The sequence below is a fragment of the Leisingera sp. ANG59 genome (genome assembly GCF_013317235.1).
Taxonomy (GTDB): domain Bacteria; phylum Pseudomonadota; class Alphaproteobacteria; order Rhodobacterales; family Rhodobacteraceae; genus Leisingera.
This window is the reverse complement of record NZ_WLCM01000028.1, coordinates 29,396-54,785: the sequence shown is the minus strand read 5'-3', so window position 1 is coordinate 54,785 and position 25,390 is coordinate 29,396. Positions and strand designations below refer to the sequence as shown.

Annotated in this window: 29 protein-coding genes; 11 read left to right on the top strand and 18 right to left on the bottom strand. The window is 63.4% G+C overall.

All coding sequences use genetic code 11. The features are described from left to right. The 16 genes from GKC28_RS19335 to GKC28_RS19265 all read right to left on the bottom strand — a co-directional run. A partial coding sequence (locus tag GKC28_RS19335; RefSeq protein WP_174148636.1) for a transposase occupies window positions 1-187 on the bottom strand: 187 nt, incomplete at its 3' end. A 55-nt stretch (window positions 188-242) separates the two neighbouring features. Next, window positions 243-434 carry a hypothetical protein gene (locus GKC28_RS26190; RefSeq protein WP_217434149.1) on the bottom strand — a complete coding sequence of 64 codons (192 nt, stop codon included), beginning with the start codon at window positions 432-434 and terminating at the stop codon, window positions 243-245. Window positions 435-680: 246 nt separating this feature from the next. Further along, a complete protein-coding gene (locus tag GKC28_RS19330; RefSeq protein WP_174148635.1) occupies window positions 681-1,376 on the bottom strand; it encodes an RraA family protein in 696 nt (231 codons plus the stop codon). Further along, window positions 1,373-2,068 carry an alpha/beta fold hydrolase gene (locus tag GKC28_RS19325; RefSeq protein WP_174148634.1) on the bottom strand — a complete coding sequence of 232 codons (696 nt, stop codon included), beginning with the start codon at window positions 2,066-2,068 and terminating at the stop codon, window positions 1,373-1,375. Before GKC28_RS19325 ends, GKC28_RS19330 begins: the two co-directional genes overlap by 4 nt. Beyond that, a complete protein-coding gene (locus GKC28_RS19320; RefSeq protein ID WP_174148639.1) occupies window positions 2,065-3,183 on the bottom strand; it encodes a cobalamin-independent methionine synthase II family protein in 1,119 nt (372 codons plus the stop codon). Before GKC28_RS19320 ends, GKC28_RS19325 begins: the two co-directional genes overlap by 4 nt. 95 nt (window positions 3,184-3,278) lie before the next feature. Next, entirely contained in the window at window positions 3,279-4,238 is a 960-nt protein-coding gene (locus GKC28_RS19315) for a cupin (RefSeq protein ID WP_174148633.1), read from the bottom strand. Window positions 4,239-4,394: 156 nt separating this feature from the next. After that, window positions 4,395-5,369, bottom strand: coding sequence for an ester cyclase (locus GKC28_RS19310; RefSeq protein WP_174148632.1), 975 nt, complete (start codon window positions 5,367-5,369; stop codon window positions 4,395-4,397). Beyond that, window positions 5,366-6,385, bottom strand: coding sequence for a LacI family DNA-binding transcriptional regulator (locus GKC28_RS19305; protein ID WP_174148631.1), 1,020 nt, complete (start codon window positions 6,383-6,385; stop codon window positions 5,366-5,368). The genes GKC28_RS19310 and GKC28_RS19305 overlap by 4 nt, the downstream gene beginning before the upstream one ends. Next, complete coding sequence (locus tag GKC28_RS19300; protein ID WP_174148630.1) at window positions 6,385-7,152, bottom strand: SDR family NAD(P)-dependent oxidoreductase; 768 nt, start codon at window positions 7,150-7,152, stop codon at window positions 6,385-6,387. The genes GKC28_RS19305 and GKC28_RS19300 overlap by 1 nt, the downstream gene beginning before the upstream one ends. A gap of 1 nt (window position 7,153) precedes the next feature. After that, window positions 7,154-8,209, bottom strand: a complete 1,056-nt coding sequence (locus tag GKC28_RS19295; RefSeq protein ID WP_174148629.1) for an ester cyclase — start codon at window positions 8,207-8,209, stop codon at window positions 7,154-7,156. Then, complete coding sequence (gene hisD / locus GKC28_RS19290; RefSeq protein ID WP_174148628.1) at window positions 8,206-9,519, bottom strand: histidinol dehydrogenase; 1,314 nt, start codon at window positions 9,517-9,519, stop codon at window positions 8,206-8,208. The genes GKC28_RS19295 and hisD overlap by 4 nt, the downstream gene beginning before the upstream one ends. A gap of 10 nt (window positions 9,520-9,529) precedes the next feature. Beyond that, window positions 9,530-10,060 carry an ester cyclase gene (locus GKC28_RS19285; RefSeq protein ID WP_174148627.1) on the bottom strand — a complete coding sequence of 177 codons (531 nt, stop codon included), beginning with the start codon at window positions 10,058-10,060 and terminating at the stop codon, window positions 9,530-9,532. A gap of 135 nt (window positions 10,061-10,195) precedes the next feature. Next, on the bottom strand, window positions 10,196-11,116 hold the full coding sequence (locus GKC28_RS19280; protein WP_174148626.1) for a carbohydrate ABC transporter permease: 921 nt from the start codon (window positions 11,114-11,116) through the stop codon (window positions 10,196-10,198). A gap of 10 nt (window positions 11,117-11,126) precedes the next feature. Next, the gene (locus GKC28_RS19275; protein WP_174148625.1) at window positions 11,127-12,158 is read right to left on the bottom strand and encodes a carbohydrate ABC transporter permease; all 1,032 of its coding nucleotides are present in this window, start codon (window positions 12,156-12,158) and stop codon (window positions 11,127-11,129) included. 66 nt (window positions 12,159-12,224) lie between these two features. Then, complete coding sequence (locus GKC28_RS19270) at window positions 12,225-13,469, bottom strand: ABC transporter substrate-binding protein (RefSeq protein WP_174148624.1); 1,245 nt, start codon at window positions 13,467-13,469, stop codon at window positions 12,225-12,227. A gap of 88 nt (window positions 13,470-13,557) precedes the next feature. Then, complete coding sequence (locus GKC28_RS19265) at window positions 13,558-14,610, bottom strand: ABC transporter ATP-binding protein (protein WP_174148623.1); 1,053 nt, start codon at window positions 14,608-14,610, stop codon at window positions 13,558-13,560. 116 nt (window positions 14,611-14,726) lie between these two features. Here GKC28_RS19265 and GKC28_RS19260 point away from each other — a divergent pair, with 116 nt between their 5' ends. The 3 genes from GKC28_RS19260 to GKC28_RS19250 are packed head-to-tail and all read left to right on the top strand — an operon-like array spanning window position 14,727 to window position 17,091. Beyond that, complete coding sequence (locus GKC28_RS19260; protein ID WP_174148622.1) at window positions 14,727-15,731, top strand: ester cyclase; 1,005 nt, start codon at window positions 14,727-14,729, stop codon at window positions 15,729-15,731. Continuing rightward, a complete protein-coding gene (locus GKC28_RS19255; RefSeq protein WP_174148621.1) occupies window positions 15,728-16,615 on the top strand; it encodes an amidohydrolase in 888 nt (295 codons plus the stop codon). Before GKC28_RS19260 ends, GKC28_RS19255 begins: the two co-directional genes overlap by 4 nt. Next, window positions 16,612-17,091, top strand: a complete 480-nt coding sequence (locus tag GKC28_RS19250) for a thioesterase family protein (RefSeq protein ID WP_174148620.1) — start codon at window positions 16,612-16,614, stop codon at window positions 17,089-17,091. Before GKC28_RS19255 ends, GKC28_RS19250 begins: the two co-directional genes overlap by 4 nt. Window positions 17,092-17,212: 121 nt before the next feature. Here GKC28_RS19250 and GKC28_RS19245 read toward each other — a convergent pair whose 3' ends face one another. Both GKC28_RS19245 and GKC28_RS19240 read right to left on the bottom strand, forming a co-directional pair. Next, window positions 17,213-18,079, bottom strand: a complete 867-nt coding sequence (locus tag GKC28_RS19245; protein ID WP_174148619.1) for a hypothetical protein — start codon at window positions 18,077-18,079, stop codon at window positions 17,213-17,215. Window position 18,080: 1 nt separating this feature from the next. Next, the gene (locus GKC28_RS19240) at window positions 18,081-18,455 is read right to left on the bottom strand and encodes a helix-turn-helix domain-containing protein (protein ID WP_174148618.1); all 375 of its coding nucleotides are present in this window, start codon (window positions 18,453-18,455) and stop codon (window positions 18,081-18,083) included. A gap of 305 nt (window positions 18,456-18,760) precedes the next feature. On the opposite strand from GKC28_RS19240, the gene GKC28_RS19235 reads away from it, so the two are divergent. From GKC28_RS19235 to GKC28_RS19200, 8 genes are all read left to right on the top strand, one after another. Then, window positions 18,761-19,372 (top strand): NAD(P)H-dependent oxidoreductase, encoded by a 612-nt coding sequence (locus GKC28_RS19235; protein ID WP_174148617.1) that lies wholly within the window; start codon window positions 18,761-18,763, stop codon window positions 19,370-19,372. Between the two features lie 41 nt (window positions 19,373-19,413). Continuing rightward, window positions 19,414-19,767 (top strand): cupin domain-containing protein, encoded by a 354-nt coding sequence (locus GKC28_RS19230; protein ID WP_174148616.1) that lies wholly within the window; start codon window positions 19,414-19,416, stop codon window positions 19,765-19,767. A 15-nt stretch (window positions 19,768-19,782) separates the two neighbouring features. Next, complete coding sequence (locus tag GKC28_RS19225; protein ID WP_174148615.1) at window positions 19,783-20,586, top strand: SDR family oxidoreductase; 804 nt, start codon at window positions 19,783-19,785, stop codon at window positions 20,584-20,586. A gap of 58 nt (window positions 20,587-20,644) precedes the next feature. Then, window positions 20,645-21,361: a glutathione S-transferase family protein gene (locus tag GKC28_RS19220; RefSeq protein ID WP_174148614.1), complete on the top strand. Its 717-nt coding sequence runs from the start codon at window positions 20,645-20,647 to the stop codon at window positions 21,359-21,361. A 67-nt stretch (window positions 21,362-21,428) separates the two neighbouring features. After that, complete coding sequence (locus GKC28_RS19215; RefSeq protein ID WP_174148613.1) at window positions 21,429-22,043, top strand: NAD(P)H-dependent oxidoreductase; 615 nt, start codon at window positions 21,429-21,431, stop codon at window positions 22,041-22,043. Then, window positions 22,043-23,959, top strand: coding sequence for a monovalent cation:proton antiporter-2 (CPA2) family protein (locus GKC28_RS19210; RefSeq protein ID WP_174148612.1), 1,917 nt, complete (start codon window positions 22,043-22,045; stop codon window positions 23,957-23,959). Before GKC28_RS19215 ends, GKC28_RS19210 begins: the two co-directional genes overlap by 1 nt. 10 nt (window positions 23,960-23,969) lie before the next feature. Continuing rightward, window positions 23,970-24,680 (top strand): glutathione S-transferase family protein, encoded by a 711-nt coding sequence (locus GKC28_RS19205; protein ID WP_174148611.1) that lies wholly within the window; start codon window positions 23,970-23,972, stop codon window positions 24,678-24,680. Between the two features lie 4 nt (window positions 24,681-24,684). Next, window positions 24,685-25,341, top strand: a complete 657-nt coding sequence (locus GKC28_RS19200) for a DsbA family protein (RefSeq protein WP_174148610.1) — start codon at window positions 24,685-24,687, stop codon at window positions 25,339-25,341. The last annotated feature ends 49 nt before the right edge of the window (window positions 25,342-25,390 follow it).

Here is a 25,390-nt window from a genome sequence, read left to right as displayed (position 1 = left end):
GCCGCCGCCAGGTGGTCAGCAGCGACCGGCAAATGCCATGCCGCCGCGCTGTGGCAGCCGCTTGTCGGTGGCCGATAAAGCTCTCCTCCACGATGCGCAGTTTATCATCATCTGACCAATACCGGCGGCGATCACCATCGGCAGCGGAAAGAACTTCGATTTGAGGGCGGTTATTGAAGTCGGACATAAGGCCGGACTTACCATCGGATCGATCCCGGGATCAGGCGGCCGCCGCCGGAGCCTTACGGCGCATCAGCATCCGGAACCATCTGCACCTCCGAAATCAATACCACCAGCGACGCCGCCGCCTCCCGCCGCACCTCTGGTGCATTCAGGGCGCCAGCAAGATCTTCGATCAGCTCCCGGTACCGCGCCGACAGGCTCGGGTGCAGCCGCAGGGCACTCCCCGTTTCGAAAAGGCTGTGCTCGCACACTAAATTCAGACTGCGGCAATGGGACCAAATCAGGCCAAGCCGGTCACAGCGCAGCTGTGTGGTACCATCGCGATTAAACGCAGAAGGTGCCTTACGCCAACGAGCCCAGCCATAGGCCTCGCTGCCTGCCCAACAACTCCAAGGTCAGAAACGGCCTCCGCGGACCGCTTGTTCTGCGGCCAGTAGCTGTTACGCAGCCAAGTCGAAAGCGGCGAAAGCAATGGTGCAGGATTAATGGGTCCTAACCTAAGTCCTGGCCGCTTCAAACGCTTGCCATGCTTCCTCGAATGCGTCGAAGTCGAACCCATGCTTGCGCGCAGGCTCCAGGATCAGTTTCTCTGTTTCGAGCAGTTTGAGGATGGCCTGTTCGAGATCACCCAACACCTCTGGGGGGATCACCAGTGCGCCGTGACGGTCCGCATGCACCAGATCGCCGTCATTGATTTCCAGGCCGAAGATGCTGACGGGTGTTCCGACTTCCTTGACGTGTACGAACCCGTGGCTGGGGCCAATGGAGCCAGCAACAACCGGGAAGCCCTCGGGCAGATCGCCCAGATCCCGCATCACGCCGTTGGTCAGCGCGCCGTTGATGCCGAAGCCTTTATGCACGGTGGTGTTGATCTCGCCCCAGTAGGCGCCGATGCAATGGGGGAAGTCCAGATCCTCGACCACGGTGATCGAAGGCCCGGTGCCGAGAGCCATGTGCCGGTAGTAGTCCATGCGGCGCTTGCGGATCACTTCGGGCGGTTCTTCCGGCGGGTTCACCGCGGCAATCTTGGCGGTGCGGGCATAGCCCACCATGGCGCCGGCATCCGGGTCCGAACACAGCATGGTGCCGCGGGTGAAGGCGTTGAAACCGCGCTTTCCCTCAGCCACTTCGATGGCGTTGCAGACGGTGGGCGTGTCGACCTTATTCAGCAGGTTTAGCAGCGATGGTTTCATATCGTCTCCAGCCAGCGGTTTAGTGCCGCCGTGGTTTGTTCAGGTTGTTCCAGAACCGGCAGATGGCCGGCGTTTCCGATGATTTCCAGCCGGCTTTGCGGCATCAATTCGTGCATCAGCTCATGCCGGGCGACGGGGCAGGGGATGTCGCCGCGACCGCACAGCACCAGCGCCGGGCCGGTGAAGGCGCGCAGCGTTTCGCATTGGTCGATGCGGTCGCGCAAGGCTGTGGACTGATTGATGAAAACGTCCGGACCCAGATCCAAGGCCATGTCCATGCACAGATCAAGGATCGCGGCCCGGTTGGGCCCTTCCGTCAAGTAGTTCGGCTTCATCTCCTCGGCCATCACCCGGCGCAGCCCGCCTTGGCGGACGGCTTCGATCTGCGGCGCGCGGCGGGCCTTGACCTCATCCCTTTCGGCCAGCGGGTTGGTGTCCATCAGCGCCAAGCCTGCGATCCGCTCTGGCGCCTGGCGGAGGATTTCCATCGCCAGGATGCCGCCCATCGACAGGCCCGCCAGTGCAAAGCGCGGCGGCGCGTAAGAGAGCAGCTCCGCCGCCAGCGCCGCCATTGTGCCATGACCGCCGATTGGCGCGGTCACGATCGGAACGCTGCCGGACAGCGCCGCAATCTGGGGGTTGAACAGCCGCGCATCGCACATCATGCCGGGGATCAGGACAAGCGGTGTCATTTGACGCGCCGAGCCCCCTCCGACAGCGCGGCGAGCTTGGCATAGGCGATGTCCGGGTCCACTGAGCCAAAGCCTGCAAAGGTACCAAAGCCGCAGTCCGAGCCCGCGACCACCCGGTCAGAGCCGACAATTTCCGTAAATCTTTCAATGCGCTGCGCGACCAGTTCCGGGTGTTCTACAAAATTGGTGGTAGTATCTACCACGCCGGGCACCAGCACCTTGTCCTCCGGGATCTCTGCCTTGCGGTCGCGGAACACGGTCCACTCGTGGGCGTGGCGCGGATTGGAGGTTTCAAACAGAACATAGCGCGATTTGGTGTTCATCAGAGTGGTGAACACTGTGTCCATCGGAATGTCGCAGCAATGCGGGCCTTCGTAGTTGCCCCAGCAGATATGCACCCGGACGCGCTCCTGCGGCACGTTTTGCAGCGCGTGGTTCAATGCCTCCACATGCAAGTCTGCAATCTTGATGAACTCCGCGTCGGACAAGTCATTGAACAGCATGTGCCGCGACAGCGCCAGGTCGGGGCAGTCCAGCTGCAGATCCAGCCCGGCGGCCACGATGGTCTCATATTCAGCCTTCATCGCATCGGCCAGCGCGGCCAGGTACGCCTCGCGTGTGGGATAGAAATCGTTCTGCAAAAACAGCGAGATGACCCCGGGCGACGCCGCGTTCATGAAACCGCGTCCCATGCCGTGCTCTGCCAAGGCAGTCTTGAGGTTGGCGATGTCCTTTTCCAGCTCAGCCTGGCCTTTGGAGCGCACCTCGCCGGTACACATGGGGCGGGCATATTGCGGCGTGCCGCCGTCGTCTGACAGCCGTTGCAGGAAGCCCGGAAACATCTTCAGATCGGCAGGCGCATTGCGCGGGCTGTCGCCGGAAAAGCCGGTGTAGCGGTCCTTGACGTAGGTGGCATAGGAGATCTTGGAGGTCTCGCCGTCGCTGACGATATCTACCCCCGCGGCAACCTGTTTGCGGACAGTTTCAGAAACGGCAGCCGACATGCAGGCGTCGAATTCCGCCTGGTCGAAAGGTTCCTTCCGCTCGCGGGCGAAGATGAAATTCACCACCTTCTGGGTCCGGGGCAGCGAGCCGACATGGGTTGTCTTGACCATCATCCAATCTCCCTGATTTCAGGGGGTGACATGCGTACACCCCCTGTACACCCCCTGTGCAGCGGACGGCGCCCCACAGGAGGTAACTGCGGTCATCAGCCCTGCCAGGTGGCGCCGGCCGGATCGTCGGTTGCAGTGATGCGGTAGAGGCCCGCGTTTCCGGTCATCGACGGTTCGGCGCTGTAGCTTTCACCGGGCAGCACCAGCGCGGTGTCGCCGTTTGACAAGGTGGTCTCGACCTCGTTGATGGTGATGCGCCAATGGCCGCTGGCGGGCATCAGAACCACCGGCTTTTCCGCCTTGACCTGATCCGTCACGGCAGAGCCGCGGCCCAGGAAATCGACCTCGAAACCGGGCTTGTCCTTGATCAGCGCATCTTCACCGATGACTTTGGCAGGCTTGTCCGCCGCCAGCGCCATCAGGTCCCAGTAGCGGGCGACGTATTTGCCAACGACGTCCTCGACCGGGACCTCGGGGTAAGCCTTCATCTGCTCTTCGGTCAGCACTGGCATAGGTTGCACGTTGTGCGGCAGGTCCTGGCCCTTCTTGCTGTCATACAGCACGCCATTGTTACCCAGCATCAGCCCGTGGGCCTGCGCGTCCTCGATCACCTGCGGCGCCCAGGTGACGCCGCCGCCAGCATCGTCGCCGCCGAGGATCGACATGATCATGCCATAGTCCTGGCCGACGTTTTCGAAGCCGCGGAAGATGCCGGTGGGGATGTTGAAGATATCGCCTTCCTCGGCGATGAACTCCCCCGCAGTGCCATAGCGGCCCCAGAAGAAGCGCCAGCGGCCCTTGGCGACAAAGAACACTTCGGCGGTGGTGTGGCTGTGCAGCGAGTTGCGGCATTTCGGCGGCTGGCCCGCGGCGCCGATGTTGAAGCCGATCTTGTCGGTGATGTGGACGTGCTGGTCGGGGCTTTCGCTGACGCCGCCGCCGATGATGGTGAAGTTTTCCTTCTGGTCCGAGCCCGGGGTGTGGGCGTCGATGAAGGCGGTCTTACAGGGTTTCAGTTCGCCGTAGCGGACGATGCGTTCTTGGATGGTGCTCATGGCTGGTATCCTCTTGAAATCTGGTTTGAAACGGCTGAGTCAGCGCCCGCAACCGGGCGGGTGGTTGTTCAGCCGCCGGGCGCGCAGGCTGGCGCGGTGGGCGTGATACCGCCGCGCCGCCTGACTGGCGTTCAGAGGAGAGGCACCGGGCCGCATTCAGAGATCGCCGGTCTGCAGCAGGATCTGTTTCCAGACCGAGGTTTCATCGAACAGCGCGTATTCGCGGCGCAGTCCCCAGGGGCCGAATTCGGCGTGGCTGGCGCCCAGCACGAAGACCTCGGCGCCGGTCGGTTTGCCGAAGACGCCCCAGCCGTCGTGCTTGCCATGCAGCGTCCAGCGCAACGCAGCGCGGGGCGGCATCATTGGATCGTCGCGGCCGATCTGGTGGTGGATCTTGAACTCGGCGTTCGGGAACGAGGCGCGCAGCCCCATCCAGAAGCGGTCCACCGGACCCCAGCTGTGGCCGGTGATGCCGCCGGGATATTCCGACTGCACTGCGCGGTCGTATTCGGATTCAATCGCGCGCATGTCGGCATTCATGATCCGCGTCAGGATATCGGCGTATTTCTGGCCCCATTCATTGTCGTTGCCGTTGCCTTTGTAAGGGCCGGGCTGCTCGTTGGCTGGGGTGTAGGGCTGTACGCAGGCCTCAGGGCCGCCCTCGCGCGCGATCAGATCGCGGGCGTATTCCTTGGGGTCCCACCCAATCTGACGCACGATGGCACCCTGATCGCGGATCAGCCATTCGTCGTTGATCTGGTTGTTGATCGCGTGGCAGTCGGCGAGGATCCGGTAGGTGAGCTTCTTGCCGGTCGCCTTGCCGTAGACCCCGTCGCCCAGGTGGGTCGCGGTGGACAGGAGCCGGTGCGAGGACAACATGCCCTCCTCCGGGGTGCCGGACCAGATGACATCTTCGCCCAGGAGGGTGCGGTCGGGGAACTCGGCAAGCGTCGCCATGGTTGCGGCGATCACGCCCTCGTTGCCGGTCACCACCGAGGCGGGCGAGCGCACGACGATGTCGGGCGCGTAGTAGTCATGCAGCGTGGCGATGCCGCGGTCTTCCCAGATCTCCTTGGTGATGCCAATGATGTAATCCGGGAAGTCTTTGAACTTGGGGTTAAAACCCTTCATGTCTTCCATCCTTCAGGTATGCGGGCAGAGCCGCGGACGATGAGTGGGCCGTCGATCTCGACCCGGCGCGGGCGCACGTCGGCGTCCTCGATCTTGGCCAGGATGATGTCGACGGTTTCGGCCACCATGCGGTTGGCGGGCTGCCGCACAGTGGTGAGATTATAGGTAGGCCAGGCGGCGACAGTGACATCGTCGTAGCCGATGACAGAGACATCGTCGGGCACGCTGAGGCCGAGTTCGAAACGCAGGGTGTCCATTACCGCGATGGCCATGTGATCATTGGCCACAAAAACCGCATCCGGCGGGTCGCTTGCGAACATGCGGCGGGTGGCTTCCTGGGTCTGTTCGGTGACGAAATTGCCGACCTCGCGGGCATGCAGCGTGGCGCCGCCCGCTTCCAGCCCGGCGCGGAAGCCCGCCTCGCGGTCGCGCTGGGTGGAGGCGCCTTCCCAGCCCGCGATATAGCCGATCTTCCGGTGCCCGCCCGCGAGCAGGAACTCGGCTGCCTTGCGTCCGCCCGCCACGTTGTCGGAGGTCACCGCCGACATCGAGGCATCGTCCTGCGCCCGGTTGAACAGCACCATCGGCACGCCGGCCGCCTGGCAGCGGGCGGAGAGGTCCGAGGACAGCGCAACCGAGGCCGCAATGATGCCGTCGACCTGGAAATCCAGGATCTCCTCGACCACGCGGTCGATGTTGCCGGCCGAATGGGAGGCCAGGAAGACCAGAACGTGATAGCCGCGCTCCTGCAGCGCGTTGGTGAGCTTCTCCAGCGCCTCGGGGTAGAACTGGTTGTTGAGGTAGGCGACCACCAGTCCGATGATGCCGCTCTTGCCGGACACCATTGCGCGGGCCAGCACGTTGGGCCGGTAGCCCAGTTCGTCAGCCGCCTTGCGCACCTTCTCGATGGTCTTCTTCGAGGCCGAAGCGCCGGGCGTGAACACCCGGCTGACCGCCGACTGGCTGACGCCTGCGCGGCGGGCGACGTCCATGGAAGTGACCTTGCTCGCGCCCATCAGTCTGCCGTCCAGCCGCCGTCCACCAGCATTGCGGTGCCGGTGACCAGGGCCGAAGCGTCCGAGGCGAGGTAGACCACCGCGCCCATGATGTCCTCGATCTCGCCCGGGCGGCCGAGCTTGATCTTGTCGAGCACCCAGGCGCGTTTTTCCGGATCATCGAAGGTGGGCCGGGTGAGGTCGGTGAGGATGAAGGTCGGGCAGATGGTGTTGACGCGGATCTTGCCGGGGCCGAATTCCAGCGCCATCGCCTTGGTGAAGCCTTCGACCGCGAACTTGGACGCGCAGTAGACCGCGCGCTCGCGGCCGCCGACGTGGCCCATCTGGCTGGAGATATTGATCAGCGAGCCGGGGCGGCCCGCGGCGATGAGCCCCTTGGCGACGGCCTGGGTCAGGAAGTAGGCGCCGCGGACATTCACATCCATCACCGCGTCGAAATCTTCCGGCGCGGTGTCGACGGCCTTGCCGTGGCGGGCGGTGCCGGCGGAGTTCACCAGGATGTCGAAGGGCCCGTTTGCCGCCACCGCCTCTGCCGTGGCTGCAACGTCGCCCACATCCAGTTGAAGCACCTTGGCGGCCCAGCCGCGCGCGGCCATTTCCGCGGCGACCTCCTGCAGCGCGTCCGTGCGGCGCGCTGCAAGGGTGACCTCGGCCCCATGCTCCGCCAGTGCCACGGCAGAGGCCATGCCGATGCCGGAGGAGGCGCCCGCGACAAGCGCGCGCTTGCCCTTCAGGCTGAAACTGGGGGTGCTGGGGAATTGGGTCATGTCATGCCTCGCCGACGGGAAATGGAATGCCGCCTGGCACGCGGGCCTTGTTGAACTCGCGCAGGCGCGCAAAGACGTCTACGCCCAGCTGGCGGTAGGCGTCCAGCAGGTCGACCGTCACCCAGTTCTCCCGGATCTTGCCGTTCTCCAGCCGCCAGAAGTCGAGGCTGCGCATGGTGATGCGCTGGCCCGAGGGCGCGATGCCCATCCAGCCGTCGTGGGTCACGGTCTGGATCATGTTTGGCCAGCCGGTCACCGCGGCGTATTCGCCGTCGCCGAAGAAATGATAGGTGATCTCGTCCAGATACTGGCCGCGGTCGGGCATGCCGTTCAGGAACGGGATCTGGTGCCAGTTGCGGAACCCCGAGATGCCGCGGCCGGTGCCGATGCCCGCAGGCCCGTACCAGTTCATCCGCTCGTGCCAGAACTTCGGCATCTCCATCACCTCCGGGCCGCCCTGGCTCGGGTGTTTCTTCAGGTGGGTCAGCATGTCGACGATATGCGCGCAGGAGGCCTGGGATTTCTCCTCGTCCCAGGGCCCCGGCACGATGCCGTCGTGTGTGGCCGGGCCGGGGATGCAGAACTCGAGGCCGAGCGAGGGCGCCATCGGCCAGGCGTTTGCCTGCATCATCACCTCGGGGATGTCCCAGATGGTCTGGACCTCGACCACGCGGCCTTCCTCAAACCGGTAGAACTCGTGGAAGCGCATGTGGGTCAGGTGGCCGGTCGGCGGGATGTCCAGCCAGGGCTGCACGAAGGTGCCGTAGTAATGGCCGCCGCAGCCGATCCAGTCGCCGCCATGCTCGGTGCGCCCGCCCATGACGATCCAGTCGCGGCGCTCCAGGTCCGGCATGGACTGCAGCAGCGGCGCATAGCAGGTGTCATAGAGCTCCTTGGGCCCGGTCAGGTCGCCGAACGGGTGGCACATATGCACCACCGCGTCCGGCGCGATCAGCTCCTCCAGCGCGGCGCGCACGCCCTTTTCGCTGAAGTCGCGCATCGCCTCCCGCATCGGCGCGATCAGCGCCTTGTTTTGGGTGTGGGTATCGGTGGTCATTCTGCGGCCTCACCGTAAGCCACGTTCTTGCCGCCATAGCGGCGGACACGGATGTTGCACTGCTCGGCGTGGCCGACGAAGCCTTCGAGCATGCAGAGCCGCGAGCCGTATTCGCCGATCATGGTGGCGGCCTCGTCGGTGGTGACCTTCTGGTAGCTGTGGGTTTTCAGGAACTTGCCCACCCACAGCCCGCCGGTGTAGCGGCCCGCCTTCTTGGTCGGCAGGGTGTGGTTGGTGCCGATCACCTTGTCGCCGTTGGCCACGTTGGTGCGGGGCCCGAGGAACAGCGCGCCGTAGCAGGTCATGTTCTCCAGGAACCAGTCGTCGCGGTCGGTCATCACCTGCACGTGCTCGGAGGCGATATCATCGGCGACCTGCAGCATCTCCTCGTAGGTGTCGCAGACGATCACCTCGCCATAAACCTCCCAGGAGACCTTGGCGGTTCCCGCGGTCGGCAGGATGCCGAGCAGGCGGTCGATCTCGCTCAGGGTGTCCTCGGCCAGCTTGCGGGAGTTCGTCAGCAGCACGCAGGGAGAATTGTAGCCGTGCTCGGCCTGGCCCAAGAGGTCGGTGGCGCAGAGCTCGGCGTCCGCGGCACTCTCATCGGCGATCACCATTGTCTCGGTCGGGCCTGCAAAGAGGTCGATGCCGACGCGGCCGAACAGCTGGCGCTTGGCCTCCGCCACGAAGGCGTTGCCGGGGCCGACCAGCATGTGCACCGGGTCGATGGTCTCGGTGCCGATCGCCATGGCGCCGATCGCCTGGATGCCGCCCATCACGTAGATCTCATGGGCACCGCCCAGGTGCATCGCGGCAATCACAGCGGCGTTGGGCTTGCCGTTGAAAGGCGGGGTGCAGGCGATGATGCGCGGCACGCCCGCGACCTTGGCGGTGGCCACCGACATATGCGCCGAGGCGACCATCGGGAACTTGCCGCCGGGCACGTAGCAGCCGACCGACTGCACGGGGATGTTCTTGTGGCCGAGGATCACGCCCGGCAGGGTCTCCACCTCGATGTCCAGCATGGAATCGCGCTGCGCCTGGGCGAAATTCATCACCTGCTTCTGTGCGAATTTGATGTCCTCCAGCTCGCGGTCGCTCAGCGAGGCGATCAGCGCGTCGATTTCCGGCTGGCTGAGGCGGAAGCTTTCGGGGCTGTAGTTGTCGAATTTCTCGGACAGCTCCCGCACGGCGGCGTCGCCGCGGGCCTCGATGTCCTTCAGCGTGGCTTCGACCACGGCGCGGGTCTTGGCGTCATCCTCGGCGCGGTCGGCATCGGACTTGCCGCGTTTCAGGTATTCGATGGTCATGGTCAGGTCCTCAATTGTCGGGGCGCGGAGGGGTTTTCTCCCCGCGGTCAAAAGCTTCCCAGCCCTCGCCGTTGAACAGGTCAACGCCGAGCTGGGCGGCGACATGGGCGAAATCGACGTTCACCCAGTTGTCCACGATCTTGCCGTCCTGGACCTTCCAGAAGTCCATGTAACGGATCTCGACACGCTTGCCGGTGGGTTCGATGCCGAGGAAGGTGCCGCTGTGGGTGGCCTCCTGGCGGCCGAAGGCGGCGGCCCATTCGCCCATGTAGAGGCGGGCCTCGTCGATGCAGACCTTGTCAGAGAACGCAGCCTGGAACGGGCGCTGCCAGTTGTCCTGGAATTCCTTCAGCCCGGTCTTGGTGCCGCAGCCCTGATTGCCCATCCAGCGGAAGCCTTCGGAGAAGAATTCGCCGATGTCGCTGATCCGGTGGTCATTCAACCCGTCCACCATGTTCTCGATCACGGCGCGGGTTTCTTCGGTCTTGCTCAGGTCCGTGTCTTTGGTCAGCACGGCTTGTTCGGGGCGGGAGCCTTTCATGCTCTGTTCCTTAATTTGTTGCCAAGGGATGATGTGATCAGACGAGGAGGAGACGGCCGCCTGTCAGAAAATCCCTTGGCATCCGGTTGAGCGCCGGGTGGCGCGCAACGGCATTATGTCTTGCGGCGCTGCTCATCAGCCCTTCACCGCGCCTGCGGTCAGCCCGCTGACGATCTGTCGCTGGAAGAACAGGATCAGCACGAACAGCGGGGCGGTGGCGGAGACCACGGCGGCGACGGCGTACATCACCTTGCCCTCGACCTGAGTGGTACCGAGGAAGCTGTTGATCGCGGGGATGATGGTCTCGTTTTCCGAGCTGAGCAGCATCGCGGTCACCGCGAAGTCGTTGTAGGCGAGCAGGAAGCTGAACAGGCCGGTGGTGATAACGCCGGGCCACATCACCGGAATAATCACGTGGCGGAAGGCCTGGAAGCGGGTGCAGCCGTCGACCATGGCGCTTTCGTCCATGTCCTTGGGGATGTTGAGGAAGAAGGAGTGCAGCATCCACAGGGTGAAAGGCTGGTTGATTGCCACCAGCACGATGATTGTGGTCGGCAGGATGCCCCAGATGTTCCACTCGAAGAACGGCAGCAGGTAGCCCGAAACCAGGGTGATATGCGGCATGGCGCGGAACACTAGCGCGGCCATCAGGAGCCAGAAGGCATAGCGGCGGCCGGAGCGGGCGAGGGCGTAGCCGCCCAGAGTGCCGAAGGTGAGTGAGATCACCACGGTGAAGAACACCACGATCCCGGAGTTGATGACGTTGCGCCAGAATTCCTCGTCCACCCAGGCGCCCTGGTAGCCTTCGAGCGTGAAGGCGCTGCCGGTCTGCCGGATCGTGTTGACCCCGTAGATGGCGTTCTGCCAGTCGGTCTTGGAGAAGAAGTCCGACTGCACCTTGAAGCTGCCCCAAAAGGTCCAGAAGAAGGGGAAAGCAGCGATGATCAGCCAGAGCGCCACGAGCGCCAGCGAAACCACCGTGAGCAGCGGGACGCGGGAGCGGGATTTCGGGTTCACTGCCGGGACTGCGATGGAGGATTGTGCATTGGTTGCCATGATCGTGCCCTCAGTGTGCTTTGCGGTTGAAGTCGCGCCAGGTGCGGATCAGCACCGGGGTCAGCAGGATGACCACGCCGATGATGGTCATCATCGAGGTCGCCCCGGCCGAGCCGTAGAGCGGATTACCGCTTTCGCGCAGGTCGTTGTAGATGATCCAGCTGAGCGAGGTGGCGTGGGCCTCGGCCTTGAAGCTGACGATCGGCTCGAAGACGCGGAAGTTGTCCATCAAAAGCATCAGCGTCACGAAGGACATCAGCGGTGCCAGATGCGGCACGACCACATGGATCATGCGCTGCCACTTCGACGCGCCGTCAATCATCGCCGCCTCCATGGTGTCCTCGGGCACGGTCTGGAGGCCTGCGTAGAAGGTGATGAAGCTGAACGGCAGGGTGTGCCAGACACCATAGACAATCAGCATGGTCCAGGTGAGCGCGGTGGAAGCCTTCAGGCTCAGCGAGGGATCGTTGAAGATGCGCTGGATGGTGGCACCGATGACGCCGTCGCTGTCGACCATCCAGAACAGGATCAGGGAACCAACCAGCGGTGTGACAAGGAACGGCAGCAGCGAGATGAAGATCGACGGGCCCTTGAGGATGCGGGGCAGGTTGTTGACGCCCACTGCAATTGCCAGGCCAAGCGCGATAACGACCGGAGTGACCACCGCCGTGTAAGTCAGCGTGAAGATCAGCGCGCGGTAGAAGGGCAGGTTGATGATCTGTTTCCAGAACGCGCCGAAAGTTTCCGTGCTGCGCCAGGCTTCGCCGACTTCGACGAAGGCCAGGTGCGAGCGGTTGATGTAGGTGTTGAGCCCGTTGTACCGGCCTAGCGGCTGCTCTTCCTGCAGTGCGGCTGTGGCCGCGGTATCAACAGTGGTCGTGGGCGTGCAGCCGAACGGGCCGCAGCTCTCGGAAACCACCAGAACCTGCTCGTGCTCGACAAACAGCGACTGGATGAAAACCGAGACGATGGGCAGCGCGATGAAGAGGATCATCGCGGAAAGAGTCGGCAGGATGAACCAGAAAAATGTGCGGTGCTTCATGGTGTGGGTCTCGGTATTCAGTCCGGGAAAAGAGAGGGGGCCGGAGCCCCCTCCAGTCGGGGAGGTTTACTTGAGGAAGCCGGCTTCCTTGGCCGAGGTCCGGTAGGCGGTCTCGACATCTGACAGCGCCTGCTCGGCACTTTCACCACCCTTCAGGAAGTCGGTGAGTTCGGAACCGAGTGCTGCGTGCAGCAGACCGATCTGCGGGATCATCGGATAGGGCCGGGCCCCGCCCTGCACGGTTCCGGCCACGCCCGCTGCTGCCGGTCCGGGTTCAAAACCCGGCAGCAGCCAGACCGCGTCGTCGTTGTTCTCCGCCACCATTTCGGGGGTCAGGCCGCTGATCAGCGCGGCGAAGGTTGCCTCAGCTTCTTCATCGGAAACATTGGAGGCAATGGAGATGCCATCCCACCACAGGGTGGCCGCCGGGATCGAGCCGCCGCCGACGGTAGGGGCCGCGGACAGGACGGTGTTAGAGGTCACTTCCTCGGTGGAACCTTCGTCATCCAGGATCGGCGCACCGCGCGAGCCCCACATGACGGCCAGCGCCGCCTGGCCGGATTCCCACAGGCCCTGGGTCTCGTTGGAGGCATGGGTCAGGTGGTCCGGGTGGGCGTATTCGGCCAGCGCCTTCATGGTTTCCAGCGTGGCGATGCCCTGCTCATTGTTGATCGAGGGTTCGGCAGAGCCGGGTGCGAAGAACTCGCCGCCGTGGCCGAGATAGATCATGTTGAAGACTTCGCCCACGTTCCAGCCGGTCTGCAGGTTCATCGCGATGGGATGTTCCATGATGCCCGCGGCGCGGATCTTCTCTGCGGCCTCCAGCACTTCCTCATAGGATGCGGGGATGCTGTCAACACCCGCTTGCTCCAGGATATCCTTGCGCGAGAACAGGTGCTGCGAGTTGGCCATGAAGGCAACCGCCATCACGTTGCCGTCGATGGTGATCAGCACGTTCGGCGGGATGCTGTCCTTGTACTTCTCCACCAGGTCATTGAGCGGCCGGACCAGACCATCGTTCATCAGCTGGGTCAGCGTGGCGTTGGCGAGGATCACCGAAGTGTATTCCGCCGGGTTCGGCGTCAGCGCCGCGTTCATGATCTGGCGCGCCTCGGTGGTGTGGTTGGCGGTGAATTCCGCTGCGGCGTCTGCGCAATTGGCCCGGGCCGCATTGACAACCGCGTGGATTGCTGGAAAGTCGCTCGCCAGGATGCGGATTGACTGGCCTTCGGGGCCGCAGTTGGCCGCGAAAGCTGCCGAGCCCATCAGCCCGGCAAACAGCGATGCTGCGGCAAGTCGTTTCAGTAACATATCATTCTCCCTGGTTTTTCTGGAATGGATGCAGGCGGTTTGCGCCCGTCCTGTGGACTGCAGTGGCGGATGCGCCGGCAGGGAGCGTTCAACCCCCGATCCGCGCGCCGGTTTGACCGTCAAACAGGTGGCAGATGCCCTGCGGCACGGAGATCGACACCGTCTGGCCAATTTCAGCCCGGAAGGTCTTGTCCGCCTTTACCGAAACCAGAGCCCCGCCCACGCGCACCGAGATCATCGTTGCGTCGCCCAGCAGTTCCATCGTGTAGATCGGCGCGTTGATCTGGCCTTCGCCGGGTGCCGCGATGCTGGCGTCCTCGGCCCGGAAACCCAGTGTGAGCGGTCCGTTCGGGGCGTTCAGCCCGCTGATTTCCACGTTCTTTGCGCGGAAGGTGCCGCCCTGGATCTCGCCCTCCATCAGGTTCATCGCCGGGTTGCCGATGAAGCTGGCGACAAACGTATTGGCGGGCCGGTCGTAGATTTCGGTCGGTGAGCCCACCTGCTGAACCACGCCCTTTTTCATCACCACGACGCGGTCGGCCAGGGTCATCGCCTCGATCTGGTCGTGAGTCACGTAGATCGTTGTCACAGCCAGCTCGTGGCTGAGGTTCTTGATCTGGGCGCGGGTGGAGACGCGGAGCTTGGCATCGAGGTTTGACAGCGGCTCGTCCATCAGGAAGACATTGGGTTCGCGCACAATGGCGCGGGCCAAAGCAACGCGCTGGCGCTGGCCGCCGGAGAGTTCGGCCGGTTTGCGGTGCAGGAAGTCGTCCAGTTCCACCATCGCCGAGGCGCGGCGGACCTTCTCGTCATGAGTCTTGGGGTCGATGCCGCGCACCTTCAGCGGAAAACGGATGTTTTCGTAGACGTTCATATTGGGGTAGAGCGCGTAGGACTGGAACACCATCGCCACGTCGCGGTCCTTGGGCTCCATGTCGTTGACGCGCTGACCGTCGATCAGAATGTCGCCCTCAGAAGCTTCTTCCAGCCCTGCGATCATCCGCATGGTGGTGGTCTTGCCACAGCCCGAAGGCCCCAGAAGGACCAGGAACTCCTTGTCGGCGATGGTCAGGTCGAAGTTGTCGACGCCGACGAACGACCCCCAGCGCTTGCCAACATTCTGCAATTGTATCTCGGCCATGGCTTCCCCTCTGCCGGCTGTGACCGGCCGTTTTGCATACGAATGCAAAGAGGGTAGACTTATAGATGACTTTTTGGCAAGACTTTTTTGCACACGTATGCAAGGGGCAACCTCTCATGATTGACTTTTCAGCGGAAAAGCAAGTGATCCGAAACCTTTACGCCGATCTGGACGGGTCGAAGGCAGGGCAAGCAGGCGAGGTGCTTGCGCGGTACTACGCCTCGAATCATATCTGGCGCGGCTACCATCCGTTCCATGAGCAGCAGGGCGCCGAAGCCGTCGCTGACGTGTTCTGGACCCCCTTGCGCGGGTCACTGAAGAATATGCAGAGGCGTGAGGACATCTTTATGGCGGGCGCCAACGAGATGGACGGGTTCGCTTCGGTCTGGGTGGTCTCGATGGGGCATCTGATGGGGCTGTTCGACGCGCCCTGGCTGGGGATCGCCCCGACCGGCAAGATGGCGTTCCTGCGCTATTGCGAGTTCAACAAGGTTGAAGATGGCAAGGTCACCGAAACGGCGATGTATTTCGACATCCCGCATCTGATGATGCAGGCGGGTTTGCAGCCGTTCCCGCCGCAGACCGCCGCGCATCTGGTGCAGCCCGGACCGATGACGCATGACGGGCTGATGTTCGATTCGCAGCCTGCGGAGGAGGGGGAGAAGACCCTGGCAACAATCAACGCGATGATCTCCGACCTCGGGCAGTGGAAAAGCGGGTTGAGCCTAGAGGATGAGCTGCGCCGGACCTGGGCCGAGGACATGATCTGGTGGGGCCCTGCGGGGATCGGCGCCACCTATACGATCGAACGCTATGCCAAGCAGCACTCGGGGCCGTTCCGTGCGGGTTTCACAGACCGCTCCAAGACCAATCACATCTGCCGTCTGGCCGAGGGCAGTTTTGGCGGCTTCTTCGGCTGGCCGAATTTCACCGCCCGTCCCACCGGGGGCTTCATGGGCATGCCCGCCACCGGCAAGGCCGGGGAGTTCCGGGTGATCGACATCTACCGCCGCGAGGGGGATAAACTCGCCGAGAACTGGATTTTCATCGATCTGCTGCATTTTTGGAACCAGCAGGGCGTCGACATTCTGGCCCGCATGGCAGAGGTGCCGCGTACATGACCGGGTGGATCGACGCGCATCACCACCTGTGGGATCTTGGGGCGGTTCGCTATCCCTGGCTGATGGCCAAGGGGGAGACACGGTTCTTTGGCGATCCGGCGCCGATCCAGCGGGATTACCTGCTGGAAGAATTCCGCACCGAGGCCGCAGCCGAAGGTGTCATTGCATCGGTGCATATCCAGGTGGGCGCCGAGGACGGTCTGGCAGAGGCGCGCTGGGTGCAGTCGGTGGCAGAAGCGAATCCGGACTGGCCGATGGCACAAGTGGTGTTTTGTGACCTGACCGCGCCGGACCTGTCCGAACAGCTCGACCGGTTCCAGAGCCTGCCAACCGTGCGCGGTGTGCGCCAGATCATCGGCCGCGCACCGGGCGAAGACGCGCAAACCGGCACCAATGCGCTGCTGGATGACCCGCGGTTTCTGGCAGGATTGCAGGAGGCGGGACAGCGGGGGCTCAGCTTTGATCTGCAGCTGATCCCGGAACTGATGGAGAAAACCGCAAGGCTTCTGGCGCAGGCCCCGGATACCCCGGTGGCGCTGTGTCATGCAGGCTCACCCCATGACCGCTCCGCCGAGGGGCTGACGGCTTGGGGGAAGGAACTGAAGCACTTCTCGCGTCTGCCCCATGTCACTTGCAAACTGTCAGGCCTGGGCATGTTCGAACACAATTGGACAGTGGCCAGCATCCGTCCGATTGTCGAGACCTGCCTGGCGCAGTTCGGCGCCGATCGGGTGATGTTCGGGTCGAACTTCCCGGTCGACAGGCTGTATTCTGATTACCGCACTCTGGCGCAGGCCTATCGCGGGTTGGTCCCGGCAGAGATGCACAGCGCAGTGTTTCGCGGCACCGCGGCCCGGTTCTACAATCTGGAGGCACCACAGTGACGATCTTTGCCTTTGAGACCAAGATTATGCCCGAATGGATCGACTATAACGGCCATATGCGGGACAGCTACTATGGGTTGGTGTTCAGCCTGGCCGTTGATGCGATGCAGGATGAGATCGGGTTCGACGCCGCCTATCGCGAACGGACCGGCTGCACGATCTATCTGCTTGAGGATCACAAGTTTTTCCTGCGCGAAGTGAAGGAAGGGGACCGTGTCCGTGTCGAAACGCGGCTGCTGGACTGCGACGGCAAGCGTTTTCACCTGCACATGCAAATGCTAGCCGGCGACAAAATTGCAGCCGCAGGTGAGTTCATGGAGCTTCACGTTCAGCAGAAGCCGGAACCGCACGCGACGGCGATCCCGTCTGATATCCTGCGCCGCCTGCAAGCTGCCAAGATACCAGCGTCGGAGCGCCATGAATTGAAACACCGCTCGCGCTCGATTGGGCTGCAAGGCGGGCGGCAGGCGGGATGAGGGCACCGTAAAGTTGCTTCACCAGCCTGGGAAACAGCCGGCAAGGTCGCTTGAATGACGCTCGCCTCTGTTGCCGTCACCGATTTTAGCCCGACGCAATAGACATGCCGTCTGGCGGTGGTCAGCCGGTCACAAGCTGCGCGCGCAGGAAGGCGACGTTGAACGCAAGACCAGGCAGAAGCCATTGGAACAACCGCACGACGGCGAGAACTTCATTCGGGTCCGCATCCTGTGCCGCAGCGGCTTCCAGAGCATCCGGCGTGAGACCGGTGGCGTTTGGCAGGCCAAGTGCCAGTTCCACCGCCCGTTCGTGAATGTCCTGGACCGCGGGTTCGTACCCGCCGGACCGGATCACGGGCTTGAGATCTTCCCAAGCCGCCGCAAAATAACTCGGCCAGCGGGCAAAGGCGCGGTAATCGGTATTTACAAACGGCAACCCAAGCGTCTCGCGCAAGTCGGCGTAAAGCGCCGCGGTGTCCGGGCTGGCATGATGGGCCTCCATCAGGACCGGGTGTTCGCCTGCTGCCGCCAGCGCGGACCGGGGCGCGGCCTCGCCTTGCGCGGTCCAGGCCTGGCCTTCCAGCAGCGTCCGGGCCAGCGACGCCATCAGCAGATAGGGCATGTTGCCGGCAGAGAAGACCTCGTTGCAGGCGATGATCTGCTCCAGTTCCGCCGCGTCATAGCCCGCGTCCTCGAGCCGTGCCTTGATGGGCGGCGGGGAGAACGAGCCGGCCCGCATTTCCGCGAAGTTGCGCAAGTCTTGGCAGGCCGCGGTGAAGGCATCTGTCGCGGTCACCGGCTCCAGCGCTTGCCAGAACGTTTTGTAGAAGCTTGGATAACGGGCAAAGGCCATCGCCACGACCCCCATCCAAGGTACGCCTAGCCCGCGTTTGGTGCGCTCGTAGATTTCCGCCAGTTCGCCGGTTGCGGCGCGTTCGGGCACGGGGCGGATGGGTGGCAGCGGGGACGGTTTCAGCCGCTTCAGCACGTCAGGCCTCTTCCCTTATGTGTTGCGGCAGTCCTTCACTCCATTTGCGCAACTCGTCCAGGAAACCCAGCGCGGTGCGGCCCAGATCCGTAATCTCGTATTGCACCGACACCGGAGCGGTATCCAGAACCTGGCGGGTCACAAGACCCTGTCCTTCGAGCTGGCGCAGGCGTTCGGTGATCATCTTCTTGCTGGCACCGCCGACCATGCGGGCGAGATCGTTGAACCGGACGGGTTCGTCTTTCAGGTGCCACAGGATGGAGCCAGTCCACTTGCCGCCGATGATCCGCATGCCGCGCTCGATTGCGCAGGGTTCAAAACAGGCGTCGTAGGCGTTGCGGCGGCCTTGGTCGTCTTCTTCCACGCGTGCTCGCATCATTGCCTCCATGAGGTTCCGGAGAGGATTCGGGCGGACAGGAAAAGTGATCAGGTCTCTTTTCGTTGCTTGAGAAACAAATTTCACAAATGTCCAAATTTGTCAACGCGGGCGGGGCGCGGAAGTTTTCCGGTCTTATTTCATGGCCTTAGTCGGGTCATCTGCGAAACCGCCCCATCCTTCCGTGCTGATTTTGGTGGAGGTTACCAAAAGTATACTAGTTGCGGAATGTTTCGTCGTGTCCAGATTGCAGGCTGTGCGGCGGCTGATCCCGCCACGCCGCAGGAAATCGCAAGGAAGACACCATGAGCAATATTCTGATCCTCAACGGCCACCAGCCCTATCCCTTTGCCAAGGGTGAACTGAACGCAGCGCTGATTGACCGTGCCACCGCGTACCTGAAAGCCGCCGGACACGACGTGCGTGTGACTAAGATCGCCGAAGGCTATGATGTCGAGCAGGAAATCGCCAGCCACCAATGGGCCGACACCGTCATCATGCAGTTCCCGGTAAACTGGATGGGTGTACCGTGGTCGTTCAAGAAATACATGGATGAGGTCTATACCGCAGGTATGGATGGCCGCCTGACCAATGGTGATGGCCGCATCGCCGAAGCCCCGAAAGAAAACTACGGCATGGGCGGCTCGCTGACCGGCACCACCTACATGCTGTCCGTTACGCTGAACGCCCCGGCCGAATCCTTCGACAACCCGGCTGAGCCGTTCTTCGAAGGCGCGTCGCTCGACGATCTGCTGCGCCCGATGCACCTGAACGCCAAGTTCTTCGGCATGTCGCCGCTGCCCACCTTTGGCGCCTTTGACGTGATGAAGAACGCCGATGTGGACTCGGATTTCGCCCGTTTTGACGCGCATCTGGCCCATGTCTTCGGTGCCAATTCCGTATCGGAAGTGGCCTGATCCACGTTTGTGGAACTCATTCCAAAAAGGAGGCTCATGAGGTGAGCAACTCTCCCCTGATCACCGAAGGCCAGCGCGCGCCGCTGGCCGACGAGGCGTCGCCCGACATGTATGAAGAGCTGGTGAACACCGGCATTACGCGTCTGGTCCGCATGAAGATGCCGCCGGGTGCGACGGATGAGCCGCACCGCCACCCCGAGGAGATCGTCTACTTCATCAAGGGCGGCACGCTGTCCATCAAGCTCGAAGACGGCTCGATCGTCGAGAAAGAGGTGGCTGATGGCGACTTCATGCACAACGGACCCTGGACGCATCAGGTCAGCAATGTCGGAACCACCACGGTTGAGGCCGTGCTGTTCGAGCGTCTGGACAATGACCTGGAACCGCACAACTGAGGCGAGGAACGGCAGATGAGCAAGACTATTCTGATCACTGGTGCCGGCTCCGGGCTTGGCAAGGGTGCGGCCTTCGAACTGGCGAAGCAGGGCCATCGCGTGATTGCGACGACCCACGGCGCAAAAGGGGCGGAAACGCTCAAGGCAGAAGCGGCTGAGCTGGGCCTAGCGCTGGAAACCGTCAAGCTGGATATCACCAGCGCCGAGGACCGGCAGGCCGCCTTTGACCGCTTTGGCGCCGATGTGGATGTTGTGGTGGCAAATGCCGCCATCGGCGATACCGGCCCGATTGCCGAGGTTGACGTCGACCGCATCCGGAATGTGTTTGAAACCAACGTGTTCTCGACCGTCGAGTTCGTGCAGCCCTATGCGCAGGCCTTTGCCCGCCGCGGGCGCGGCAAGGTGGTGTTCGTCTCGTCGATCGCCGGGTTCCTGACCTTCCCCTATCTGGCCCCCTATACCGCGTCCAAACACGCGCTGGAGGCCATCGCCGAACTGATGCGGGAAGAGCTTGAACCGATGGGTGTCCAGGTTGCGACCCTCAACCCGGGCGCGTACCGGACCGGGTTCAACGACCGGATGTATGACAAGATGGACGAGTGGTATGATCCGGAGAAGAGCATTACGCCGCCGGAAGCGATCCGCAAGGTCCGCGACCTGTTTGCAGGCGACGGCTTGCAGATGGATCCGCAGCCGATGATCGACAAGATGGCCGAGGTCATCGCGGCGGATCACCACAAGTTCCGCACTGTCTTCCCGGAAGAGGCGATCAAGGACGTGCTGGATTACCAGCAGAAACACTGGACGCTGGAAATCTGAACCCTTCGGGCCTGCGCGGCACCGAGCGGGCCCGGACACTTGCCCTCAGGAGACAATCATGACCCAACCGGACATTCACCTTTACACCGCTGCCACTATGAACGGTTACAAGCCGGTTATTTTTCTGGAAGAAGCTGGTGTCCCCTATGACCTGACTTTCATCGATTTCTCCAAGCAGGAGCAGAAAACCCCCGATTTCCTCAAGCTGAACCCGAACGGAAAGATCCCCACGATCTATGACCGGGCCGAAGATCGGGCCATTTTTGAGTCCGGCGCCATTCTTTGGCATCTGGCCAACAAATACGGCCGGTTCCTGTCGGACGATCCGGTTACCCGGTCGGAAACGCTGCAGTGGCTGTTCTTCCAGGTCGGCCACGTCGGCCCGATGATGGGGCAGGCGATGTATTTCCAGCGCATCGCGGCGCCGAACGGGCAGGAGGAGCCGTTCTCGATCAAGCGCTACGTGGATGAATCCCGCCGCCTGATGGAAGTGCTGAACACGCGCCTTGAGGGACGCGGCTATATCGCGGGCGAATATTCCATCGCCGACATGATGATCTACCCCTGGGCGCGGGCCTACCCTTGGGCGCGGGTCGAGGTTGACGACTTGCCGCACCTGAAGGCCTGGTTCGGCCGCATCGGCGCGCGCCCGGCGGTGCAGAAGGCGCTGACCATCCCCAAGGCGCAGCCTCAGTTCTGGGACGAAAACGCGGATGCGGAGGCCTTCCTGAGGGAAAACGCCGCGCGCTTTGCGGGCGATGTAAAGAAGGCATGAGCCTTGCAGGGCGGGGCGTGTGCAGCGCCGCCGCCCGCGGGGCCGGTTGCCGGCAAGGAGCGATGGCATGAAGACACTGGTATACCTGGCGCATCCGCGGCCCGGCCGCTCGGAGATCAACGCGCCGATGTTCAGGGCCGCGCAGGCGATCGAGGGGGTCACCTGTGTCGATCTCTACGGCGAATACCCGTCGTTCGGCATCGATACCGACCGCGAGCAGCAGCGGCTCACCGAACATGACGCCATCGTATTCCTGCACCCGGTGTTCTGGTATTCCGCGCCGGCCTTGCTGAAGGAATGGCAGGACCTGGTGCTGGAGCACGGCTTTGCCTATGGCCAGTCGGGCCACGCGCTCGACGGCAAGGTGACCTTCAACGCAGTCACCTGCGGGGCCGCCGCCGAGGTCTACACACCCGAGGGTGCAAATGGCGCGCATCTTCGTGACTTGCTGATGCCGTTCGAGAAAACCGCTGATCTGTGCCGGATGCGCTACCTGGCGCCCTTCGTGCTGTTCGGCGCGGGGCGTGCGGTGGACGAGGGACGGGACAAGTCTCACCTCGCCGAATGGCAGGCGCTGCTGCAGGCGCTGCGCGACGATACGCTGGACATCGCGGCGGCGCGTGCGGCGCTTACGCTGAACGGGATCGCGGCGGCAGGGGCCGCCAAGCTGGAGGCCGTGTGATGGAACTGCTCGCTGCCGGTTTTGTCTATCTCGCCGCTGCCGTACTGGCGGTGCCGCTGGCCAAGCGTCTCGGCCTCGGCTCCGTCCTCGGTTATCTGATCGCCGGGGTGGTGATCGGCCCGGTTCTGGGCGTCGTCGGCGGCGAAACCGCCGACATCCAGCATTTTGCCGAGTTCGGCGTGGTGATGATGCTGTTCCTGGTCGGCCTGGAACTGCAGCCCGCAATGCTGTGGCGGATGCGGGCGCAGCTTCTCGGGCTGGGCGGCCTGCAGGTGCTGGGCACCGCCGCGCTGATCGCCGCGGCAGCGCTGGCCTTTGGCCTGGCCTGGCAGGCGGCCTTGGCGCTGGGGATGATCCTGGCGCTGTCCTCCACCGCGATCGTGCTGCAGACGCTGGGCGAAAAGGGGCTGATGCAGACAGCGGGCGGCAAGAGCGCCTTTTCGGTGCTGCTGACGCAGGACATCGCGGTGATCCCGATGCTGGCGCTGATGCCGCTGCTGGCGGTGAACGCGGCGGCGGGCGGACATGACGGGCATGGCGATGCGGGCCATGGCGCGCCCGCGGCGGATACGCACGGGCACGGTCACGGCGCGCCGACGCTGTTCGACACGCTGCCCGACTGGGCGCAGGCGGCGGCGGTGCTGATCATCATTGCGGGCATCGTCGTGGCGGGGCGGACGGTGATCCGGCCGGTCTTCCGCTTCATCGCCGAGGCCCGCCTGCGCGAGATCTTCACCGCCGCCGCGCTGATGCTGGTGATCGGCATTGCGCTGTTGATGAATTACGTCGGTCTGTCCCCCGCGCTTGGCACATTCCTGGCCGGCGTGGTGCTGTCGGACAGCGAATACCGGCACGAGCTGGAAAGCGACATCGAACCGTTCAAGGGGCTGCTTCTGGGCCTGTTCTTCATCACCGTCGGGGCGGGCATCGACTTCGGGCTGCTGCTGTCCAACCCCTTCGGCCTCGTGGGGCTCGCGGTTGCGCTGATGGCGCTCAAGGCGGGGCTGCTCTACGTGCTGGTCACCGGCTTCGGGCTGCGCGGCGCCGACCGCTGGCTGGTCACCCTGGGGCTCGCGCAGGCGGGAGAGTTCGCCTTTGTCCTGTTCGGCTTTGCCGCCGGGGCCGGTATCCTGGGGGCAGAGGTGGTCAAGCCGATGACGCTGGTGGTGGCGCTGACCATGCTGCTGACGCCGCTGCTGTTCATCCTTTATGAAAAGGTGCTGGCGCCGCGTGCGGTCCGGACAGAGGACCGCGCGGCGGATGAGATCGACGAGGCGGGCAGCATCGTGGTGGCGGGCATTGGCCGGGTCGGCCAGATCATCACCCGGATGCTGGTCACTAACGGCCACAAGGTGACGGTGCTGGACCACGATCCCGAAACCATCGAGAACCTGTCGCGGATCGGCTTCCGCGCCTACTACGGCGATGCCACCCGCCCGGACCTGCTGCACAGCGCAGGGCTGGAGGATGCCAAGCTTTTCATCGCCGCGCTGGATGACCGGGAAAAGCAGACGGAACTGGTGCATCATGTTGCCAAGACCTATCCGCAGGTCACCATCCACGCCCGTGCCCATGACCGGCACCATGTCTATGAGCTGGAGCGGGCGGGCGCCCATCTGGCCCAGCGGGAAACCTTCGAGGGTGCGCTGGCAATGGGTCGCGATGCGATGACCGCCATCGGCTACCACCCGTTCCGGGCCGAGGCCGCCAGCCGCACCTTCCGCAGCCATGACCGCGAGGCGCTGGACGGGCTGCGGGAGAGCTGGAATGAAAGCGGGGTGTCGAAAAGCTATATCGATGCGATGCGGGCGCATTCGCAGACTCTGTTCGAGCTGATGAAGGCGGACCGCCATGACACTCACGACCGTTCGGAACGCGGCTGGACCCCGCCGCCCAAGGGCGATGCGAGCCTGTGAGACCGAGGTTATGAACGAGGGTAAACCGGATATCCTTCTGTATACGGCGCCGACGATGAACGGCTGGAAGCCGCTGATCTTTCTGCATGAGGCGGGTATTCCGTACGAACTGTCGGCGGTGGATTTCTCCAAGCGGGAACAGAAGGCGCCGGAGTACCTGAAGCTCAACCCAAATGGCCGCATCCCCACCATTGTCGACCGCGGAAACGATGATTTCGCGGTCTTCGAAAGCGGTGCGATCCTGTGGTACCTGGCTGAGAAATACGGGCGGTTCCTGAGCGAGGATCCCAAGGAACGCTCGCAGGTGCATCAGTGGCTGATGTTCCAGATGGGCGGCCTCGGGCCGATGATGGGGCAGGCGATGTATTTCCAGCGCATCGCCCGGCCCAACGGCCATGACGACCCCTATGCCATCAAGCGCTATGTGGACGAGTCCCGCCGCCTGCTGGAGGTGCTCGACAGCCGCCTGCAAGGGCGCGCCTGGCTGGTAGGGGAGGAGATGTCGATTGCCGATATCGCCACGTACCCCTGGGCGCGGTCCTATTTCTGGGCCGGAGTTGATGTCTCCGGCCTGGACCATCTGAACGCCTGGCTCGCTCGCATTGACGTGCGGCCTGCCACCCAGGCGGCGTTGCAGCTGCCGAAACCGCGACCTGCCGTCTTTGGCCAAGGCGACACCGAAGCTGCGGCGGCCGCCAATGCCGCCAATTACAAGGAGTGATCCCATGACCGCAGAAACCCAGCCGATCCGCGTCGATATCGTCTCGGACGTTGTTTGCCCCTGGTGCGCCATCGGCTATTACCAACTGGCCAAGGCGGTGCGCGAGACCGGCATCGGGGTGGACATCCACTGGCACCCGTTCGAGCTGAACCCGCAGATGGCGCCGGAGGGTGAGAACCTGCGCGAGCATCTGGCTGCGAAATACGGCACCACGCCGGAGGGTTCGCGCCAGGCGCGGGCGCGGCTGACAGAGATGGGCGCGGCGCTGGGGTTCACCTTCAACTATGCTGACGACATGCGTATGTATAACACCTTCCGCGCCCATCAGCTGATCGGCTGGGCGGAGGAGCAGGGCAAGGCGCATGACGTAAAGCTGGCGCTGTTTGCGGCCTTCTTTACCCGGCGCGAGGATGTTTTCAGCATTGATGTTCTGGCCTCGGTTGCCGCTGGCGCGGGGCTGGATGGCGATGCGGCCCGCGCCATGCTGGAAAGCGGCGGTCGCGCCGAACAGGTGCGCGCCAAAGAGCAATTCTGGACCAGCCGCGGCGTCCAGGGCGTGCCCGCGATGATCTTTGAGCGCCAACATCTGGTGAGCGGCGCGCAGGGCGAAGAAAACTATGCCAGTATCCTGCAGCAGTTGAAGGCCGCGCAGGCGGCCTGAACAGCAGTTAAGGGTAGCCGGCGCGTGCTAGCCCGACCTGGTGCGGAAT

Bases quoted from the DNA above. Each gene is read 5' to 3' on its own strand.
- GKC28_RS19330 (WP_174148635.1), bottom strand. From the start codon at position 1,376: ATGAAACCATCGCTGCTAAACCTGCTGAATAAGGTCGACACGCCCACC.
- GKC28_RS19325 (WP_174148634.1), bottom strand. From the start codon at position 2,068: ATGACACCGCTTGTCCTGATCCCCGGCATGATGTGCGATGCGCGGCTG.
- GKC28_RS19320 (WP_174148639.1), bottom strand. From the start codon at position 3,183: ATGGTCAAGACAACCCATGTCGGCTCGCTGCCCCGGACCCAGAAGGTG.
- GKC28_RS19315 (WP_174148633.1), bottom strand. From the start codon at position 4,238: ATGAGCACCATCCAAGAACGCATCGTCCGCTACGGCGAACTGAAACCC.
- GKC28_RS19310 (WP_174148632.1), bottom strand. From the start codon at position 5,369: ATGAAGGGTTTTAACCCCAAGTTCAAAGACTTCCCGGATTACATCATT.
- GKC28_RS19305 (WP_174148631.1), bottom strand. From the start codon at position 6,385: ATGGGCGCGAGCAAGGTCACTTCCATGGACGTCGCCCGCCGCGCAGGC.
- GKC28_RS19300 (WP_174148630.1), bottom strand. From the start codon at position 7,152: ATGACCCAATTCCCCAGCACCCCCAGTTTCAGCCTGAAGGGCAAGCGC.
- GKC28_RS19295 (WP_174148629.1), bottom strand. From the start codon at position 8,209: ATGACCACCGATACCCACACCCAAAACAAGGCGCTGATCGCGCCGATG.
- hisD (WP_174148628.1), bottom strand. From the start codon at position 9,519: ATGACCATCGAATACCTGAAACGCGGCAAGTCCGATGCCGACCGCGCC.
- GKC28_RS19285 (WP_174148627.1), bottom strand. From the start codon at position 10,060: ATGAAAGGCTCCCGCCCCGAACAAGCCGTGCTGACCAAAGACACGGAC.
- GKC28_RS19280 (WP_174148626.1), bottom strand. From the start codon at position 11,116: ATGGCAACCAATGCACAATCCTCCATCGCAGTCCCGGCAGTGAACCCG.
- GKC28_RS19275 (WP_174148625.1), bottom strand. From the start codon at position 12,158: ATGAAGCACCGCACATTTTTCTGGTTCATCCTGCCGACTCTTTCCGCG.
- GKC28_RS19270 (WP_174148624.1), bottom strand. From the start codon at position 13,469: ATGTTACTGAAACGACTTGCCGCAGCATCGCTGTTTGCCGGGCTGATG.
- GKC28_RS19265 (WP_174148623.1), bottom strand. From the start codon at position 14,610: ATGGCCGAGATACAATTGCAGAATGTTGGCAAGCGCTGGGGGTCGTTC.
- GKC28_RS19260 (WP_174148622.1), top strand. From the start codon at position 14,727: ATGATTGACTTTTCAGCGGAAAAGCAAGTGATCCGAAACCTTTACGCC.
- GKC28_RS19255 (WP_174148621.1), top strand. From the start codon at position 15,728: ATGACCGGGTGGATCGACGCGCATCACCACCTGTGGGATCTTGGGGCG.
- GKC28_RS19240 (WP_174148618.1), bottom strand. From the start codon at position 18,455: ATGCGAGCACGCGTGGAAGAAGACGACCAAGGCCGCCGCAACGCCTAC.
- GKC28_RS19235 (WP_174148617.1), top strand. From the start codon at position 18,761: ATGAGCAATATTCTGATCCTCAACGGCCACCAGCCCTATCCCTTTGCC.
- GKC28_RS19225 (WP_174148615.1), top strand. From the start codon at position 19,783: ATGAGCAAGACTATTCTGATCACTGGTGCCGGCTCCGGGCTTGGCAAG.
- GKC28_RS19220 (WP_174148614.1), top strand. From the start codon at position 20,645: ATGACCCAACCGGACATTCACCTTTACACCGCTGCCACTATGAACGGT.
- GKC28_RS19215 (WP_174148613.1), top strand. From the start codon at position 21,429: ATGAAGACACTGGTATACCTGGCGCATCCGCGGCCCGGCCGCTCGGAG.
- GKC28_RS19210 (WP_174148612.1), top strand. From the start codon at position 22,043: ATGGAACTGCTCGCTGCCGGTTTTGTCTATCTCGCCGCTGCCGTACTG.
- GKC28_RS19205 (WP_174148611.1), top strand. From the start codon at position 23,970: ATGAACGAGGGTAAACCGGATATCCTTCTGTATACGGCGCCGACGATG.
- GKC28_RS19200 (WP_174148610.1), top strand. From the start codon at position 24,685: ATGACCGCAGAAACCCAGCCGATCCGCGTCGATATCGTCTCGGACGTT.